Source organism: Acinetobacter larvae (genome assembly GCF_001704115.1).
GTDB classification, from domain to species: Bacteria; Pseudomonadota; Gammaproteobacteria; order Pseudomonadales; family Moraxellaceae; genus Acinetobacter; species Acinetobacter larvae.
On record NZ_CP016895.1, the window covers coordinates 2,897,202 to 2,916,096 of the forward strand.

Annotated in this window: 18 protein-coding genes; 2 read left to right on the top strand and 16 right to left on the bottom strand. The window is 43.3% G+C overall.

The window, feature by feature from the left end; all coding sequences use genetic code 11:
- Positions 1-15 precede the first annotated feature (15 nt).
- The 4 genes from BFG52_RS12910 to BFG52_RS12925 form a co-directional block, all read right to left on the bottom strand.
- On the bottom strand, positions 16-354 hold the full coding sequence (locus BFG52_RS12910; RefSeq protein WP_067556976.1) for a DUF7709 family protein: 339 nt from the start codon (positions 352-354) through the stop codon (positions 16-18).
- Between the two features lie 262 nt (positions 355-616).
- A complete protein-coding gene (infC, locus tag BFG52_RS12915; RefSeq protein WP_067556979.1) occupies positions 617-1,168 on the bottom strand; it encodes a translation initiation factor IF-3 in 552 nt (183 codons plus the stop codon).
- Between the two features lie 5 nt (positions 1,169-1,173).
- Entirely contained in the window at positions 1,174-3,096 is a 1,923-nt protein-coding gene (gene thrS, locus BFG52_RS12920) for a threonine--tRNA ligase (RefSeq protein WP_067556982.1), read from the bottom strand.
- 452 nt (positions 3,097-3,548) lie between these two features.
- Complete coding sequence (locus BFG52_RS12925; RefSeq protein ID WP_067556985.1) at positions 3,549-4,262, bottom strand: hypothetical protein; 714 nt, start codon at positions 4,260-4,262, stop codon at positions 3,549-3,551.
- A gap of 464 nt (positions 4,263-4,726) precedes the next feature.
- Between BFG52_RS12925 and BFG52_RS12930 the strand changes: the two genes are divergently transcribed.
- The gene (locus BFG52_RS12930; RefSeq protein ID WP_067556988.1) at positions 4,727-6,352 is read left to right on the top strand and encodes an acyl-CoA synthetase; all 1,626 of its coding nucleotides are present in this window, start codon (positions 4,727-4,729) and stop codon (positions 6,350-6,352) included.
- A gap of 76 nt (positions 6,353-6,428) precedes the next feature.
- Here the strand turns inward: BFG52_RS12930 and yjgA are convergent, their stop codons facing one another.
- From yjgA to mazG, 9 genes are all read right to left on the bottom strand, one after another.
- Complete coding sequence (yjgA, locus tag BFG52_RS12935) at positions 6,429-6,968, bottom strand: ribosome biogenesis factor YjgA (RefSeq protein ID WP_067556990.1); 540 nt, start codon at positions 6,966-6,968, stop codon at positions 6,429-6,431.
- A gap of 2 nt (positions 6,969-6,970) precedes the next feature.
- Entirely contained in the window at positions 6,971-7,240 is a 270-nt protein-coding gene (locus tag BFG52_RS12940; RefSeq protein WP_067556993.1) for an HPr family phosphocarrier protein, read from the bottom strand.
- Positions 7,237-8,088, bottom strand: a complete 852-nt coding sequence (rapZ, locus tag BFG52_RS12945; RefSeq protein WP_067556995.1) for an RNase adapter RapZ — start codon at positions 8,086-8,088, stop codon at positions 7,237-7,239. The genes BFG52_RS12940 and rapZ overlap by 4 nt, the downstream gene beginning before the upstream one ends.
- 18 nt (positions 8,089-8,106) lie before the next feature.
- Complete coding sequence (gene panC, locus BFG52_RS12950) at positions 8,107-8,952, bottom strand: pantoate--beta-alanine ligase (protein ID WP_067556998.1); 846 nt, start codon at positions 8,950-8,952, stop codon at positions 8,107-8,109.
- 2 nt (positions 8,953-8,954) lie between these two features.
- Complete coding sequence (gene panB, locus BFG52_RS12955; protein WP_067557000.1) at positions 8,955-9,764, bottom strand: 3-methyl-2-oxobutanoate hydroxymethyltransferase; 810 nt, start codon at positions 9,762-9,764, stop codon at positions 8,955-8,957.
- A 44-nt stretch (positions 9,765-9,808) separates the two neighbouring features.
- On the bottom strand, positions 9,809-10,297 hold the full coding sequence (gene folK / locus BFG52_RS12960) for a 2-amino-4-hydroxy-6-hydroxymethyldihydropteridine diphosphokinase (RefSeq protein ID WP_407639211.1): 489 nt from the start codon (positions 10,295-10,297) through the stop codon (positions 9,809-9,811).
- Positions 10,294-11,748, bottom strand: coding sequence for a polynucleotide adenylyltransferase PcnB (gene pcnB / locus BFG52_RS12965; protein ID WP_067557002.1), 1,455 nt, complete (start codon positions 11,746-11,748; stop codon positions 10,294-10,296). Before pcnB ends, folK begins: the two co-directional genes overlap by 4 nt.
- A gap of 145 nt (positions 11,749-11,893) precedes the next feature.
- A complete protein-coding gene (locus BFG52_RS12970) occupies positions 11,894-12,331 on the bottom strand; it encodes a ComEA family DNA-binding protein (RefSeq protein WP_067557005.1) in 438 nt (145 codons plus the stop codon).
- Positions 12,332-12,394: 63 nt separating this feature from the next.
- Positions 12,395-13,171: a nucleoside triphosphate pyrophosphohydrolase gene (mazG, locus tag BFG52_RS12975; RefSeq protein WP_067557007.1), complete on the bottom strand. Its 777-nt coding sequence runs from the start codon at positions 13,169-13,171 to the stop codon at positions 12,395-12,397.
- A gap of 210 nt (positions 13,172-13,381) precedes the next feature.
- On the opposite strand from mazG, the gene BFG52_RS12980 reads away from it, so the two are divergent.
- Positions 13,382-14,176, top strand: a complete 795-nt coding sequence (locus tag BFG52_RS12980) for an SDR family oxidoreductase (RefSeq protein WP_067557010.1) — start codon at positions 13,382-13,384, stop codon at positions 14,174-14,176.
- An 88-nt stretch (positions 14,177-14,264) separates the two neighbouring features.
- Here BFG52_RS12980 and BFG52_RS12985 read toward each other — a convergent pair whose 3' ends face one another.
- From BFG52_RS12985 to BFG52_RS12995, 3 genes are read right to left on the bottom strand one after another with little or no spacing between them, the layout of a single operon-like run.
- The gene (locus BFG52_RS12985; protein ID WP_067557013.1) at positions 14,265-16,565 is read right to left on the bottom strand and encodes a RelA/SpoT family protein; all 2,301 of its coding nucleotides are present in this window, start codon (positions 16,563-16,565) and stop codon (positions 14,265-14,267) included.
- Between the two features lie 33 nt (positions 16,566-16,598).
- Positions 16,599-17,996 carry a 23S rRNA (uracil(1939)-C(5))-methyltransferase RlmD gene (gene rlmD, locus BFG52_RS12990; RefSeq protein WP_067557016.1) on the bottom strand — a complete coding sequence of 466 codons (1,398 nt, stop codon included), beginning with the start codon at positions 17,994-17,996 and terminating at the stop codon, positions 16,599-16,601.
- A gap of 14 nt (positions 17,997-18,010) precedes the next feature.
- A complete protein-coding gene (locus tag BFG52_RS12995) occupies positions 18,011-18,829 on the bottom strand; it encodes a 3'-5' exonuclease (RefSeq protein WP_067557019.1) in 819 nt (272 codons plus the stop codon).
- Positions 18,830-18,895: the final 66 nt, after the last annotated feature.

The following is an 18,895-nucleotide window of genomic DNA, read 5'->3' on the forward strand; positions in this document are numbered from 1 at the left end:
TACACGATGCGCAAGCTATGGCTTGTGACCTTGTGCCGCAGCGTTCAACAAATATTTTTGCGCTTGTAAGCCCACAAAACGTCGACCTGGATTATCCCCTTGTATCCACTCTGGTACCGAAAATAAATCAAATAAGCCTACTTTAACCAAAGTCGGAATTGCCATAGTTAACTCATGTTCGACTTCACCACGTTGTCCTTGATTATACAGTTGTATGTTCATCAGCATGGTCGCTACAGTACCAGTTTGCACCCGACTACCATCTTTTAATTCTACTGTAGCAAGTACTTGCCCTTCTTTTACAACTTTTTGATTAATATGTGATAATTCAGCTGTACCTGTTACTTCTGACATCTTCACCTCCCATTAGAACCAATCTGTCGATATACCATAATTCATTTAAAATGAACACAGCAAGCATTTCAGTAAAAACTGTTAAAAAATAAACTGCTATATTTTTCTAAAACCATTTTCCCTGCTAAACTTTTTTCTTCTAAGTTTTTCCTTCTAAATCTTTTCTTTCAACCTATTTTTTCCACACCATAAACTCACCAAGCCCTCTTTTTGAAAGAAAAAAAAGCACTGCTGCGTGCAGTGCTTCTTTTGTCTGAGTGTGTTACTTTTTCTTTTTCGGTCCAAGTAACATCCCCATCTGCCGACCTTCCATTTTCGGTGCTTGCTCTACCACACCAAATTCAGCAACGTCAGTTTCAATTTTCTTCAACTGAGCTAGACCCAATTGTTGATGCGCCATTTCACGTCCACGGAAACGCAAAGTAATTTTTACTTTATTGCCGTCTTCAAGGAAGCGAATAATGGCACGTAATTTGACGTTGTAATCACCGACATCGGTACCAGGACGCAACTTAATTTCTTTCACTTGAACTTGATGTTGTTTCTTTTTCGCATCTTTCTGCTTTTGTTTCAAGTCAAATAAATGCTTGTTAAAGTCCATGATTTTACAAACAGGTGGTTCTGCATTGGCAACAATCTCAACCAAATCAAGATCCGCTTCTTCTGCAGCACGAAGTGCCTCAGTCAAAGAAACAATCCCTCTTTGTTCTCCATCTGCTGCAACGAGGCGCACTTCTTTTGCACGGATCTCGTTATTTAATGCAGGACGATTGCTTTTAGCACCTTGTTGTTGGTTACGATCAGGCTGTTTAATCTTTCTTACTCCACAATATACCGGCCACGTTCGGCGACGGCTGCTTTCACTAAGTCAATAAAGTCTGCAATTGACATAGTCCCTAAATTTTTACCAGAACGCGTACGGACGTTCACTGTACCTTCCTCGACTTCACGGTCACCTAGAACCAAAAGATAAGGAATACGTTCTAATGTACGTTCACGAATCTTAAAGCCGATTTTCTCATTTCTCAAGTCAGAAATTACACGAATTCCACTTTGTTGCAATTGTGCGACAACAGACTCGACAGCAGATGCCTGTGCATCGGTAATATTCATGACACAAGCTTGAATAGGCGCTAACCATGGTGGCATAAAGCCCGCATAGTGTTCGATGAGTATACCAATAAAACGTTCAAAGCTACCTAAGATCGCACGGTGTAACATAATTGGATAATCGCGATCGTTATCCTCAGTCACAAAAGTGGCATCCAAACGTTCTGGCATATTTGGATCACATTGAATAGTACCACATTGCCATACGCGACCTAGACAGTCTTTTAGAGAAAATTCAATTTTTGGACCATAGAATGCACCTTCACCCGGTTGTAAATCCCATGGTAATCCAGCTGCATCTAAAGCATCTGCTAAAGCTTTTTCTGCGGTATCCCACATTTCTTCACTGCCGACACGTTTTTCAGGACGTGTTGAGAGTTTCATTTGTACTTCTTCAAAACCAAAGTCTTTATATACATCTAAAGTCAGCTGGATAAACTTTGCCACTTCATCTGCAATTTGAGATTTGGTACAGAAAATATGTGCATCATCTTGGGTAAAACCGCGCACTCGCATAATACCATGTAAAGAACCAGAAGGTTCATTACGATGACAAGAACCAAATTCTGCCAAACGTAATGGTAATTCGCGATATGACTTAAGCCCTTGATTGAATACTTGTACATGACAAGGACAGTTCATGGGTTTCACTGCATATTCACGACTTTCCGAATGTGTGGTGAACATGTTTTCGGCATAGTTTTCAGCGTGACCTGATTTTTTCCACAAACTGAGATCGACCACTTGTGGGGTACGAATTTCTTGGTAGCCATTGTCTTTTTGCACTTGACGCATATATTGTTCAAGTACTTGATAGATGGTCCAACCATTGGGATGCCAAAACACCATGCCGGGTGCTTCTTCTTGTAAATGGAATAAATCAAGCGCTTTACCAATACGACGGTGATCGCGTTTTTCCGCTTCTTCGATCCGTTTGATATAAGCCGCGAGTTCTTTTTTATCTGCCCAAGCGGTGCCATAAATACGTTGTAGCTGTTCATTCTTGGCATCACCGCGCCAATAAGCCCCAGAAATTTTGGTCAGCTTGAATGCTTTTAAAAATTTAGTATTGGGAACGTGCGGTCCACGGCACATATCGACATATTCTTGATGATAATACAAGCCCATCGCTTGCTCATCGGGCATGTCTTCAACCAGACGTAATTTATAGTCTTCGCCACGTTGGCTGAACAATTCAATCACTTCCGCACGTGGTGTCATCTTCTTAATGACATCGTAGTCTTGTTCAATCAACTGTTTCATGCGTGCTTCAACAGCGGCAAGATCTTCTAAAGTAAATGGACGTGGCATCCAGATGTCGTAATAAAAGCCTTCTTCGATCACTGGACCAATGACCATTTTCGCTTCAGGAAAGAGTTGTTTCACTGCGTGCCCAACAAGATGCGCACAAGAGTGACGAATGATTTCTACACCTTCACTGTCTTTTGGAGTAATAATGTGTACCGTAGCGTCTTCTGTAATCAGATCAGATGCATCGACTAAACGACCATCTATGCGACCTGCCACAGTATTCTTTGCCAAACCTGGTCCAATACTTTGTGCAAGTTGCATAACAGAAATTGCTTGATCAAAACTTTTTTGATCGCCATTCGGTAGTGTAATAACAGGCATAAAAAAATCCTTAAGGAGTGATGCCCCATACATAAGAGCATATCACCGCGAGATTAAAATCGAGGAAAACCCAAAAATAAAATCGGTGTTGAGAAAAATAATGGTTAAATTTTACAACGATACGTTAGATTAATAAACCTTTCTCAGCATTTTATATGCATCAACTGCAAGAAAATAATCTTGTCATTGATATATAGAACATAATGAACAACTCACAATAAAGGTAAAATATATAAAAACAATAATATGTATTTATTTTACCTTTTATATTGGGCGCATTAAAAATGATTAAACTAAAATCAAATTTTGCTTAGCTAGGATGACCGAGCAGAAAGCTCGGCGACGTACAATATCTAGATCAGCTCACATGGACGAATCACGTGTCTATAAACCTATAACGTATAAGCGATAAATCATGCATCTATAAATCAAACCCCTATAAATCAAGCATCTTAATACTGTGGATTTTGAGGGTTTTCATGAATAAACTGATGAATCGTTCTAAAAGCAGGTTTATTCCTTAACCCCAATTCATATTCTATATCCTCTAATTTCCCCACAAATGCCTGTACTTGATTATGTTGCAACAACTGACGTATTTTTTCTATCCGTTCCGTCGCTTTCATATCCAGCCAGCCTATTAGGACTGCCGTTTCCGGACTTAACATCATACTCACAGTAGATGATGCCGATTCAAGTTGACTGCGTTCCAATATTTCATCAAAAACCAAAAGAATTTCACTACGAAAATCTGGATACTTCAATGCCAGCTTTCCTAAACTTTCAGTTAATATAAAAATATTTTCTAATGGCATGGTTCGACAAGCTTGCAGCAAGTATGGAACTGTTCTCACCCCCATCATTTCAAATATAAAAACATAGCTGCTACTCCATTCATCATCTTGTAAATTGACTTGATGCAAAAAAGATAAGATTTCAGGGCAAGCTTCGACATATTTTAAGCCACCTAAAGCATATAAGGCATAATGCATCGCAAAATACTCAGCATCCACACCAAAATAAAATGCCGTATCCGTCGCAATATCTAGTAATTCATCCGTATCTTCCAAGGTGATATCAAATGACGTCAAACTTTGCGCAAAATGATGTAATTGCGTCGGATTACCAGCAGGGCTAGGGAGACTTAGTAACATTTGTATTAACATTGGTTCTCCGCCATTTTATTTAATGAAATTATTTTTTATGATTCTATCTTAAATTATGACAGCGCTGATATATATGCGCTGAGCTCAGCACTCAGTTGTTTAAAAAAGCAACATTTTATAAAACCCTAGCAAAGAACGAAGATACTGTATGTAGAAATTCGATCAAATGCAGCAGCTTATCGCGGTAATAAAAAATGTATAATGCTGGAGTATTGCAACGGATAAAACAGCATCGCAACGACAATAACAACACTTAACCACACTAAAAGTTGCCGCACTTTAAACGGTATAGAATAGAAAAGTAATTTAATTTCAATGGGGCTATTGCTTAAATTCGCCGCTATACTCGACTAAAGCCTAAATGTCAGCCCAAGCAAAACACTTTATCTTTTAAACTGCATGACTGAGGAATAGTCATCATAAAGATAGCCAATAAAAAAACTGAAACAAATGGAGTTGTAGCAATGCATGCTTATGATCAGTTGACAGCCAATCCTGCTAATTTCGTAGCCTTATCACCACTTCGATTTTTACAACGTGCTGCCGCGATTTATCCACATAAAACCGCCATTATTTATCATGATCGGCAGATTAGCTGGCAGCAAAGCTATCGCCGTTGCTGCCAATTTGCACATCAATTGCAGCGTTTAGGGATCGGCAAAAATGATACTGTCTCGGTATTATTGCCCAATATTCCAGCCATGATCGAAGCCCATTTTGCCATCCCAATGGTCGGTGCAGTACTCAATACCCTCAATACGCGTCTCGATGCCAAAAGTATTGCCTTCATGTTGCAACATGCTGAAAGTAAAGTCCTGTTCGTCGATCCAGAATTTGCAGCATTGGCTGAAGAAGCACTTGCTTTGGTCGCAGAAAAAATTATCGTCATTGATGTTGCCGATCACAGCTTTGCGCCAGATCATCCAGGCATTGGTGAATTTGAATATGAAACATGGATTGCCCAAGGTGATGCCGATTTCAAATGGTCGCTGCCACAAGATGAATGGGATGCCATTAGTTTAAATTATACCTCTGGAACCACGGGCAGTCCCAAAGGCGTGGTATATCACCATCGCGGGGCATACCTCAATGCTGCCAGTAATATACTGGCTTGCGGCATGACACCAGGTGCAAGTTACTTATGGACTTTGCCGCTATTTCATTGCAATGGCTGGTGCTTTGCATGGAGTGTTGCAGCCAATGCCGGTACCAATATTTGTCTACGTAAAGTAGATCCAGCGTTGGTCTTTCAGTTAATTGAACAACATCAAATCCAATATTTATGTGGTGCCCCCATTGTCTTGTCGATGCTCATTAACGCCCCCAAGTCACAACAAATTGTGTTCCAACACCGTGTAGAAGTTATGGTTGCTGGCGCTGCACCACCTGTCGCCATTATTGCCGCCATGCATGATCTCGGCATTAAGGTCAATCATGTATATGGGCTCACAGAAACCTATGGACCATCCGCATTATGCGCACGGCAAGTCGAATGGGAGGCACTATCGATTCATGATCAAGCGCAGTTGAACTCACGCCAAGGCGTGCCCTACCCTTTGCAGGATGCAATGTGCGTTTTAGATCCCGAGACTTTACAAGCTGTAGCCCATGATGGCAAAACAGTGGGTGAAATCATGTTCCGTGGCAACATTGTCATGAAGGGCTATCTCAAAAACCCCGAAGCAACCGCGGCAGCCTTTGCTGGTGGATGGTTTCATAGTGGTGATTTAGCCGTAGTCCATCCAGATGGCTATGCCAAAATCATTGATCGCAGTAAAGACATTATTATTTCTGGTGGTGAAAATATTTCTTCCTTAGAAATTGAAGAAGTACTGTATAGCCATCCAGCCATTATGACGGCAGCTGTTGTCGCCAAACCCGATGCGCGGTGGCAAGAAGTGCCCTGTGCATTTGTGGAGCTCAAAGCAGATATGCAGGCAAGCCCTGAAGAGATCATAGACTATTGCCAGCAACGTCTAGCACGCTTCAAAGTACCGAAAGACGTTATTATTACCGAGATCCCTAAAACATCAACAGGGAAATTGCAAAAATTTATTTTAAGACAGTGGGCAGAACAACGTGTTGCTTAAGCAAGCAGCCCCAAATCTAAAGAGCAGCCTGAGCTGCTTTTTAGATGGTCTTTGAGCGTACCCATTTCATTCGTTATTATTTAACGTTATCTGAAATCAATGCAACTTGCTGAGCATAGTTAAACAATTTTAACTTTGATGCAGCCAATTCTTCTTCACTGACCTCTTTGCTGATATCTCGCTGAATACGTAAAACATGCTGGCGTAGACTATGTCGTTCTGCTGCATTATACATTTTAGTAAATTCATTGATTGCCGGATCACCCTGTACGATCATACGGTCAACCCAACGTTGCAATTGGGCAGTTTTTTTTGCGCCTTGCTGTGGGGTTAAATACGATAAAATCGTGGTTTCATCTTCATTGCGCAATAACTTACCAATACGCTGAAACTGACGACGACGGGCTTCAAATGAGCTAATCAATTGCACATCAAGCAAAGCATCTATTAAACGCTCTTCTACGGGCAAATTTTGAATTTGTTTGTTGGATAACTCAGCCAAACGCTCACCCAAAGCTGCCATACGCTGCACAGCTTTCTTTTGTTCGGTTTTACTTGCACGTCCATCTAAGGAGTCGAAGTCTTCTTCAGTATAACGTTGCGGACGACGTGCCACGATTAATCTGCCTCATAAAATTTCGCTGCGAACAGCGCTTGTACTTCAGACAAAGCTTGTTCTTCATCTGATCCATCTATTACCAATCTTAAAGTTGTTCCCTTACCTGCACCCAACATCAGTAAAGATAAAATATTCTTGGCATCTACCAACTTATCACCTTTACCAATTTCAATGCGTGATCGAAATTTTGTTGTGACCTCGATCAATTTACCCGAAGCACGTGCATGTAAGCCCAATTTATTGATTACATCTACAGTCGTGTCAATCATGACCAGTTCTTCATTTCTCTATGTAACACTTGAATCGGCCAATCACGCTGTAATGCCTGCTGCAGACGATTCACCATATATACTGAACGGTGCTGCCCACCCGTACATCCAATTGAAATAGTGACATAATGTCGATGCCCGCGCTGTAAGGCAGGCAACCATTTCTGTAAAAAAACATAGATATCTTGGAACATGTCTTCTACATCGGCATGCTGTTCCAAAAATGCTGTGACCGGTTGGTCTAAGCCCGAAAATTTACGTAATTCTGTATTCCAATGTGGGTTTGGCAAATGACGTACATCAAAAATATAGTCGGTATCTAAAGGAATGCCGTATTTATAACCAAAAGACTGTAAGATCACAATCAAATTATCGGATTGCCCAAGTTTAGACAATAAAATATCTTTAAGATCATGAACACTTTTGTCAGTAGTATCAATATTTACCGTGGCCTGTAATTTTAAGGGTAACAGTAAATTTTTCTCTTCCTGAATACACTCCGACAAACTCTTAAAACGTGTTGCCAAGGGATGTGGACGTCGCGATGCGCTAAAACGAGAAATCAATTGTTGATCTTGCGTGGTCAGATAAATAATGTCGACCGCACCAAACTTTTGTAACTGGCGTAGTACATCATCAAAATCTTGTAAATCCTCACGTGCACTGCGTACATCCAGTCCTAATGCCAATTGTTCTAGATTATTATCATGATCGAGTTTCGCCACAATCTCGGGGAGCAATGCCAAGGGCAAGTTATCGATACAGTAATACCCTAAATCCTCAAATACTTGTAAAGCAGATGATTTTCCTGAGCCTGATTGACCTGTAACGATTAAAATACGCTTCATGGCATCGCTTTCCCCAATTTAGTCTGTATAGCGAATCTGTAAGTTATCAATTAAACGCGTATTGCCAAGCTTTGCAGCGACAAATAAGACAATATCTTGATCGAACGCTGTCACGGTCTGTAACTGTGGGCTACGCGCCTCGGCATAATCTATCACAAATCCAGCATCAGTAAGCGACTTGCGCAACTTTTCTAACACAATTGTTAAGCTTTCAGATTGTTTGAGCTGTTGCTGCGCAGCCAATAGACTGGCATAGATTTTCGGTGCGATTTGACGTTGCTCAGGGGTTAAATAACCATTACGTGAACTCAAGGCCAAACCATCTTCTGCACGAACAATCGGTACACCGCGAACTTCAACAGGGATATTTAAATCCTGTACCAACTGCTGAATCACAGCAAGTTGCTGATAATCCTTTTGACCAAAGAATGCATAGGTTGGTTGTACCATATTGAATAGCTTGGTCACGACCACGGCAACACCATCAAAATGCCCTGGGCGCTGTGCACCACATAAGCCCTCTGTGAGTAGATTCACCGCGATATTGGTGAGGCGTGGTTGCTTACCATACATTTGCTCAACCGATGGGCTGAATAAAATATCGCAGCCGTTTTCTGCCAATAAATGACTATCTTGCTCTAACGTTCGAGGATAACTGGCAAAATCTTCATTGGGTCCAAATTGAATGGGATTGACAAATACACTGACCACGACCACATCGCAAATTCGACGTGCCTCACGTACCAGCTGCATATGCCCTTCATGCAAATTGCCCATGGTCGGCACAAAGCCAATTGTCTTTCTCGCACTTCGTGCTGGCGCTAATGATGCAGATAAACCCTGTATACTTGTTTCAGTTTTCATGGTTATAGCTCAACTTGAAAAGTGTGTTGCGGTGCGGGGAAGGTTCCTGCTTGTACCGCCAGATGATACGCTTTGAATGCATCACGTATGGCATGCTCACCCGCCTGCTCAGCCATAAAGTTTTTGACAAAACGCGCCACATGCCCCGCATTGAGACCCAACATGTCTTGTACTACCAAGACTTGTCCATCGGTACCGCGCCCTGCGCCAATTCCAATCACAGGAATATCTGGGAACAAAGAGGTGATTTCTTGCCCCAATTGCTCAGGCACACACTCTAACAGCAATAGAACTGCGCCAGCAGCAACCACCGCTTTACAATCAGCAATTAACTGATCTGCGGCAGCACGTGTTTTGGCTTGTAGTCTATAGCCTCCCAGTATGTGGACAGATTGTGGCGTCAAGCCCAAATGCACACAAACAGGAACACCATTACGCGCCAAGACGTTTACGGTGTCAGCCAGCCAAGCCCCACCTTCCAATTTAACCACTTGCGCACCTGCCTGCATCACCGCACGAGAATTGGCAATAGCATCGTTTACTGTGGCATAAGCCAAGAAAGGTAAATCGGTTATCAACAAAGCATGTTTATTGCCACGACGAACTGCTTGCGTATGGTAAACCATGTCTGCAACGCTCACAGGCAATGTAGAATCACAACCCTGCATGACCATTCCCAAGGAATCGCCTACTAAAATTGTATCTACTTCAGCCTGTTCCATTGCTTTTGCCATACTTGCATCATAACAAGTTAAACAAGAAAATTTCTTCGCTTGTTGTTTAAATTGTCTCAAATCATTAAGACTAATCATGACGATAATCCTCTATCTATCGGCTTGTCTCAGCTCTATACAGTTCAGCATGTCACCCAAGATGAATCTGCAAGAAGGTGTAAAGTAGAATCTTTGAGCAATGTCAATTGCTGTAAGGATTGACCTGCAACACATAGGGTTGCATCCAATTCTAATAAGGGAATTACCACAAAATCTCGTTCTAATAACCCAGTATGTGGCACAGTCAGACGTGGTACCGAGATCTGTTGATCACCATAGAGTAGTAAATCTAAGTCTAGTGTTCGTTCACCCCAGTGTCTGAGGCGCACCCGCCCTGCTTGTTGCTCCAAATCTTGTAAGACATCAAGCAAATCCAATGGCGCCAAGCTGGTATGTAATTGTACAACTGCATTGTGATAATGCGGTTGATCTTGCGGTCCCATCGGTGCACTGTGATAAAGCGACGAGGCGCGCAATGGACCCCATTGCGCCAACTGTTCTACAGCATGACGCATAATTTTCGGCGAATCGCCAAGATTACTGCCGATCCCGATATACACACATTGCATCATTGTGTTGGTCCAAATACCACTTGATTTAAATCACGTTGCACGCGTTTACGCCTTAAAATTGGATGATCCAAGCTTTGCTGTTGCCCAGACTGCGGAACTGAGACGGTATTATTATCTGTAGATGCTGTACGGCGTGGCTGACGTCCACGACGTGGTTTTTCTTGTTGTTCAACTAAAGGTTCTATCTCAGTATCTGCTCCCTGTTGTAACACAGGCTCTGTACTTTTACGACGATTTCTTTGCCGTTTGCGATTATAAGCACGAATGGTCTGTTCTTTTTCATCGGCAGACAAATGTTGATAGCTTTCCCACCATTGCCCCATGCCTTGCGTACTGCCATCGCCAGATTTTTCACGCAACAACAAAAAGTCAAAACCAGCACGGAAACGTGCGTGCCCCGACAATGCTTCTATTTGCTGTGGTTTAGGATCGAGTAAGCGGCTTTGCATCTCCCAGACTTCTCGAATAAAAGTCTCAGCAAAACGTGGAATAATCGTACGGGTCGCTTGTCGTTTTAATACATCCAAACCAGCTTGGGCTCGTGCTTCACTGGCCACCAAACCTTTTTGCTGCGTGTAGAATTCACAGCGTTGTAAAAAAGGCTGCCACAATAAAACAGCATAAAAAAATGCAGGATTGATGGTCTTGCCAATCTGAATACGTTGATCGGTATTTTGGGCGGCTTTCTGAATAAAAGGATTGACCTGTGCGGGAATATCGGCAAATAACTGCTTCCAAATACCATACTCGATCAGCATCGGTAAGACACGATGCAAATGCCCCATGGTAAATAGCTTTTGTGACTCATCATAGAGACGATGCGGCGACACATCGCGCAATAATTCAGCTTGTTTAGCGGTCAGCACGGCTAAAATTGCGGGGTCAATTTGAAAGCCCAACTTGGCAGCAAAACGTAAAGTTCTCAGCATCCGCACTGGATCTTCTTCAAAACGTACTTGCGGCTCTCCCAATAAACGCAGGGTTTTCGATTGAATATCATCTACCGCGCGACAAAAGTCGAGCACAATACCTTTTTGCGGTTGGTAATATAAAGTATTGATTGAGAAATCACGTCGAGCATAATCTTGTTCGATGGTTCCCCAGTTATTATCTCTTAGAATCATACCCGCAGCAGTCGCTTGACGTTGCTTGGGCGGTGCACGAAAGGTTGCCACTTCGATTAACTCGCGCCCAGAGTACACATGGGCCAATTCAAAGCGACGACCAATAATCCGACAACGACGACCAAAAACCTCTTTGACTTGGGCAGGGGTCGCATTGGTCACCGCATCGAAATCCTTGGGACGATGTCCCAACATAAGATCTCTGACACCACCACCGACGATATAAGCCTCATAGCCCGCTTTGGTTAAACAGTCAATAACATCTAAGATTGAAGAAGGTAATAGAGCTGTGGATAATCCACACTTTGACGCACGCAAGGTTTGCAAAAGACGCTGTCTCCCACGTCAGAACAAAAAAATAACTTCGATTATCATATCGCTAACATGAAGTTTGGGCAATTTTATTCTCATCGAACTGGGCCCGAATATCGCCGATGATGACTTAAACCCAGCTAACATAAACGCTTCTGCTTTATAAACAAAGTACTTTTCGGTTTTTTTCTAAAAATACTTCGCCAAGCCCTTTCACCAACAGTAAATCTTCCACACGTTGAAATGGACCATGTTGCTGGCGATAAGCAATAATCGCCGCAGCCTTTTTATTGCCTACCCCAATCAATTGTTGTAATTGCTCGATGGACGCGTGGTTGACACAAACTTTGTCTGCGCGAGTCACTACGGCTGTCGTCGATGGCGATGCTGGTTGCGCAACGGCTTGATGCGCTGTACGTGGAGACACAGCATCCGCCGATGCACTGGCTTGAGCTGACATCAGCTGGCGATCATATTGCTCTTGTTGAAATTTCCATTGTCGATATTGTAGGTCAAAAGACGGTATGGCCAATGTTGAGGATGAACAAAGTACCACTCCCCAGATAGCAAGGATTCGCCAAAGCATAGACGTTTTCATTAAACTGCTCCCGCTGCCAGACCAAACAGATATGTGACACAGATGAGCAGTCACTGCACAAGCTTATGCTTTAAGCTGTTGTTTAGCCTGATCCCATAATTGATCCATTTCAAATAGATCGAGTTGTTGTAGTGTTTTTTGCTGAGCAGCAGCTTGTTGTTCGATATATGCAAAACGCTGCCGAAATTTTGCCACGGTTGCCAGCAAGGCTTGCTCACTAGAGATATCCATTTTACGTCCGACGTTAATCAAAGAAAATAAACAATCCCCCAGCTCCTCGCGTATTTCATCGGATTGTTGAGCCTGCATGGCCTGTTGCAACTCCCCCAGCTCCTCTTCGAGCTTGCCGTAGGCATCGGCGACACTGGCAAAATCAAAACCAACTTTAGCCGCTTGTTGTTGCAGTGCTTGTGCTTGCATCAAGGCGGGACCCGCTTTGACAGCACTCAGTAACGACTGGGCTTGGCCAGCACGCTCTTGTTGCTTTATTTGCTGCCAAAGTGCTTTTACCTGTGCAACATCATCGGCTTGAATATCCACGTCATCGACTTGCGCCTGAAAAACGTGTGGATGACGGCGGATTAATTTTTGCGTCAACACGGCGACCACATCCTGAAAGTCAAACAGCCCTTGCTCTGCATGCATTTCCGCCTGAAAAATTACCTGCAACAGCAAATCTCCCAATTCCTCACAAATTTCTGCTGGATCACCTTGTTGTATCGCTTGCTCCACCTCATAGGCTTCTTCGATAGCATAGGGCGTCAGGCTGAGTGGTGTTTGTTGACGGTCCCATGGGCATTCACGTCGTAATTTTTGCATGATGGCTAATAATTGTTGCATTTCAACGATCCTTTTCTCAATCTCTTGCATTTAAATGGTTAAACTCAGCATAGATGGACTCAACCTACAGCACACCATCAGTCAAATGATATTGTTCACGAACTAAGTTTCAATAAGAAGGTTTAAGTAAGAAAATTTAAATAAGCGGATTCAAACAATAAAACTTAAATAGTCAAACCCTAAATAGTCAAACCGTACAAGGAGTACAGCATGTCGAATAGCGTTTTCATCAGTGGTGCAGCACAAGGTATTGGTGCTGCAATTGCACGATTATTTTATCAGCATGGTTATAAAGTTGGAATTTATGATCGACAGTACCCAGCTGCCCAACAACTCGCCAGCGAACTGGGTGCACGTGCACATGCTGGTATTTTAGATGTCCGTGATTATGCTCAATGGCAAGCTGCTTGTCAGGATTTTTATCACTGGGCAGGACAGTTCAATGTGCTGGTCAATAATGCGGGCGTACTCTACTCTGGTCCTTTTGTGGACGAAGATATTCACCATCATCAGCACTGTATTGAGGTCAATGTTCTCGGTGTCTTATATGGCTGCCATGCGGCATTTCCATATCTCAAACAAAGCCAAACAGCGCGGGTCATCAACCTATCATCCGCCGCAGCCATTTATGGGCAAGCCGATTTGGCAGTATATTCGAGCAGTAAATTTGCGGTGCGGGGGTTGACTGAAGCATTAGATATCGAATGGCGCTGTCACGGTATTCGTGTCTTTGATGTCATGCCCTTATTTGTCAAAACAGCCATGATTGATCAGATGCACAGCAACAGTATTCATCACCTTGGGGTGCAACTGAGCCCTGAAGATGTTGCTCAACAGGTCTGGACTTTAGCACAGCGCCAAGATCAGGCTTGGCAGCAAAGCCATCGCCCCGTGGGTCTAAAAAGCCAATGGCTGTATCGCCTTTCTGGTTTCAATGCCAGCTTGGACCGCTGGGCAAATATCTTTTTTAATCGTGCTCATAAACTTAATCGTGGCAAAAAATAATCCCAAGACAACATCGCTGGCAAAAAAAACAGCGTGATGAACCACGCTGTTTTTAAGCGACCGCAACAATCCACGACCACTATAACAATCAATTGCCTTGTACTAGACGTCGCGCACTAATGATGCCGGGTTGTTGCTCTAAACGTGCCAACAAACGGGAAAGCTGCGCCAAGCCTTTCACTTCGATCAGCAATTTCATATTGGCAATCCCATCAGTTTCTGAGATGGTATTGACCTGACGAATATTGATCTGATCAGAGAAAATCACTTGGGTCAAATCTTTGAGCAAACCGCGACGATCATAAGCCTCAACCACAATCTGCACTCGCTGACCACGTGTCGGCTGCATTTCCCAATCGGCTTCGACGGCACGCTCAGGTTCTTGTGCAATCATCCGTTGATAATCTGGGCACATCACTTTATGGATACTTACCCCACGATTGAGTGTAATATAACCAGCAATTGACTCACCATGTACCGGCTGACAGCATTGGGCAATGTGCAGTTCAACGTTATCCAGACCATCAATTAAGATTCCGTGTGCCGACAAAGTATGGCTGGCGCGCGGGTTGAGGGTCGGTTTTAGCACCAGTTCCGGCTCATCTTGATCACTGTGCATATGACGATGCACTTGATTGAGCAAGGCATGAATACTGACATCACCACTGACCAAGGCCACTAAAATGTCATCACCAGCTTTGACATTAAAATGCGCACAGTAGTCATTGAGATCGATACTCTTCGGATGGATCGCAAGGCGTGCCAATTCTTTGTTGAGAATTTCCCGACCAACGTCAATATTTTTACTGCGGTCTTGCTGTCTAAACCAATGCCGTAGTTTATCGCGTGCACGTGCGGTCTTGATATACCCTAACGAGTTGACCAACCAATCACGGTTCGGCTCGCGATCTTTTTTGGTTAAAATTTCAACTTGCTCACCGGTTTTAAGACTATAGGTCAGTGGTACATAACGCTGGTTAACCCGTGCTGCATAACACTTATTACCCACCTCAGTATGCACATGATAGGCAAAATCTAAGACCGTGGAGCCACGCGGTAACTCTTTAATATCACCATCACGACTAAACACATAAATCTTTTCAAAGTTATCAAAGTCATGTAGACGTTCAAATTCTTCGGCATCATCTTCATTGGGATGCGTACCGCTTTCGTTACGCTCTTGATAATGCTCCAATACCGAACGTAATGAATGCAAGCGATGGTTAAAAGAATAGTCGGTATTCTTGGCACCTTCTTTATAGTTAAAGTGCGAACATACCCCCAACTCTGCCTCTTCATGCATTTCTAAGGTACGAATTTGAATTTCAAGCGACTTGTTTTCGGCAATCACCGCCGTATGCAAAGAGCGATAACCATTGGGCTTTGGATTGGTAATATAGTCATCAAACTGGTGGGGAATATGCCGCCAAATCTGATGTGCAATACCCAGTGCGTGATAGCACTCGGGCACGCTTTTCACCAAGACCCGTACTGCACGAATATCGTAAAGCTGGTCAAAACTTAAGTTTTTCGACTTCATTTTGCGATAAATCGAATAAATATGTTTGACACGCCCCGAGACCTCAGCCTCAATCTGATGGCTGGCGAGCTCATTACGAATTTTATCTACGACAAACTGGATGTATTGCTCGCGCTCTAAACGCTTTTCATTGAGTAGCGTAGCAATCTCTTTATAGCGTTCTGGTGCTAGATAGCGAAATGCGAGATCTTCTAACTCCCATTTCAGCTGAGCAATCCCCAAGCGATGTGCCAAAGGCGCATAGATGGTGAGAATTTCTCGTGCCACACGCTCTTGACGCTCTTTGGATGATTTGGCTAAATCTCGCAGCGCATGGGTACGCTCCGCCAGCTTGATCAGCACGACCCGCACGTCTTCTGTAACCGAGATCAGCATTTTATAAATGCCAGACAAATGCTCACGTTGGTTATTGTTGAAGTGATCTTCCAAACGTTTGTTTTTTTCGATCAGCTCAGACAGCTTCCCCATGGCCAAAGTGCCTTGCACCAAATTATAAATTTGTGTGCCAAACCTTTGCTGAATTTCAACTAAACTCACCAACTCATCACGCACACTACGATACAGCAATGCCGCGCACAAGGTATCTTCATCAACATGTAAATGCGCCAGAATATCGGCGAATCCCAATGCAGTACTAAAACTACGCGTTTGTTGTTTGAGCTCTAAGTCTCTTTGTAAAACCAATTCAGCGACAGCAGGTAAACGATTAAATGCCTGCCCATCTTGTATTTCACGAACCCGTTCAAGCCAAGAGGCTAAGCCTTGTTGCGCTTTCTCGGTATGTTCTACAGTCGCATCTACAGGCAACTCACCGAGTCGTGCAGGTAAAAGCTCACGTACTGTGACCATCCCCTTCTCCTCTCAAACGTATATCCACCATGATTAAAAAGTACTTACTTCGGTGTCTAATAATTTTTCAAATAAAGTAATTGATTCAACATGACCAGTATGGCTAAACATATCAATAACCCCAGCCGTTTTTAGCACATAACCAGATGCAGCTAATATTCCTGCATCTCTTGCCAGCGTGGCCGGATTACATGACACATAAACTATTCTTTTTGCACCAAAATTAGATACATAATGCATAACTTGCTCTGCACCAGCTCGAGGAGGGTCTATTAATAATGCATCAAATCCTTGATTTGCCCAAGGATTTCTAGAAAAGTCTTTTGTTAAATCTTGTGAGTAGAATGTAACATTTTCTATGCCATTTAGTTGCGCATTGTGACGCCCGCGTTGCACCATCTCCTCACTGGCTTCGACAGCAATCACTTGCCCTGTGGCGCCTACACAACGTGCTAATGGCAATGAAAAATTGCCTAAACCACAAAATAAATCCAAAACGCGCTCGCCTGCTTGTAAGTCAAGCAAATCGCAAGCCAACTTGACCATTTTGGCATTTACTTGTGGGTTGACTTGAATAAAATCTGTCGGTTTAAACTGCAAACGCACATCGAAGTCAGGCAAAGTATAACTCAAGCAATGTTCATCGAGCAGAGAATCCGCCCGCTGCAGCTGATGTGCGGATGCTTGCAAATACAGCTGCCACTGCCGCTGTGCCGCAAAATCGCGTAAGCGCTTTAAGTCAGAGGCATTAAGACGTCGCATATGCCGAACCAATAAGGCAACCTGTTGATCACCTTTGATCAGTTCAACATGACCGATATCACCACAAGCATGTAATTGAGATAAACACTGCTTTAGCTCAGGCAAAGCCTGATCCAAATGCTGATCGAGTATGGCACAATGCTGAATTTCCGTTAAAAAATTGCTTTGTGCTTGGCGAAAACCAAAGCGTAAACGCTTGGACTTGGGAAGGTAACGTACCCCTATACGGGTTTTATGCCGATAAGCACGTTCCGTAGCACGCACCGGGCTTAGCCACTGCTGCGGCGCTAAACCAGCAAAATGGGTAAAGTGTGAAGCCAAAACTTGTTGCTTGGTCGCAATCTGTTGATCGGGATGCATATGTTGCAGACTACACCCACCACAGTCTTCAAAATGATCGCAAAAAGGTGCTATACGTTCGGGGCTCGGCGCAGACAGAATGTCCACCTGATGCGCCTCATCAAAACGTTTATGCTGCTGATCGATTTCAGCAAGCACCAATTCGCCAGGTAAAGCAAAGCGAATAAACACTTTCTTGCCCTGCCATTCATGTGGATGATCGGCTTGATCGACATAATGAGCAATGCCTCGCCCTTCATGTGATAAGCCCTCGATACGAAAAACATAACGAGCGGATGAAGATGCTGCTGTTTTGGCTTTATGCTTCAAAAAAAACGTCTCATTTAAAAATTGAAATCTGTTGCAGTAAATGCAGTCTGTGATGCATTCTTCTGCCAAAGCGCTAAAAAGTCATGCTGCTGTGGCTGAGTTTGCACATATTGAATAGTGTGTTGTATCCACATGTGATGACTTTCTCGGTTCAGTTGCCCTTTTAACAGCAACCAACGTAAATAAATCAACCAACAGTTGAGCACATCACGTTCACAATATTGCGTAAGTTGCGACCAATGTTGCTGCTTCACCAGCTCCATCATGTCCTGACCACTCAGCTCGCCTTTACCCGGAAAGCCAAGTAAACGCGCAATATCATCCAACTTTTGGAATTGTTTGGCATGGAACATCGCCAACACATCCATCAAGTCGATATGACGCTGATGATAGCGATTTTGGTAGTTATTATAGCGTTTATTTCGATCAATTTCTCCTTGATCGAATAAACTTGGTGCAGATAGACCGTGATACATGGCACGCAGCATGATGACAGGAATGTCAAATTGCAAACCATTCCAACTGACCAAATTGGGTTGGCGCTTATCAAAAATAGACAAAAACTTGCTTAGAATTTGTGCTTCACTGTCCTGCGCTTGGCTAAAGGAAAACAAGGTATAGTTGCCTGATTCATCTACCCATAAACCTGAAATACAGACAATTTCATGTAAAGCCAAACGTTGAAAATCATGGCCAGATTCTTGACGGCGCAACTTGATCAAAGCCTGCTCTAGCGCTGCGGGAGGCAAATCTAGATGATATAAATGTGCGCCAGCCTTCAGGTCGGTCACAGTTTCTATATCGAAAACCATGACTGGCAAATTGATATTCATAGCATGCCTCGCGTGTAGCGATCTCAATTCAGTGCCAATTGACTGATATCAGCGATCCGCTGATTG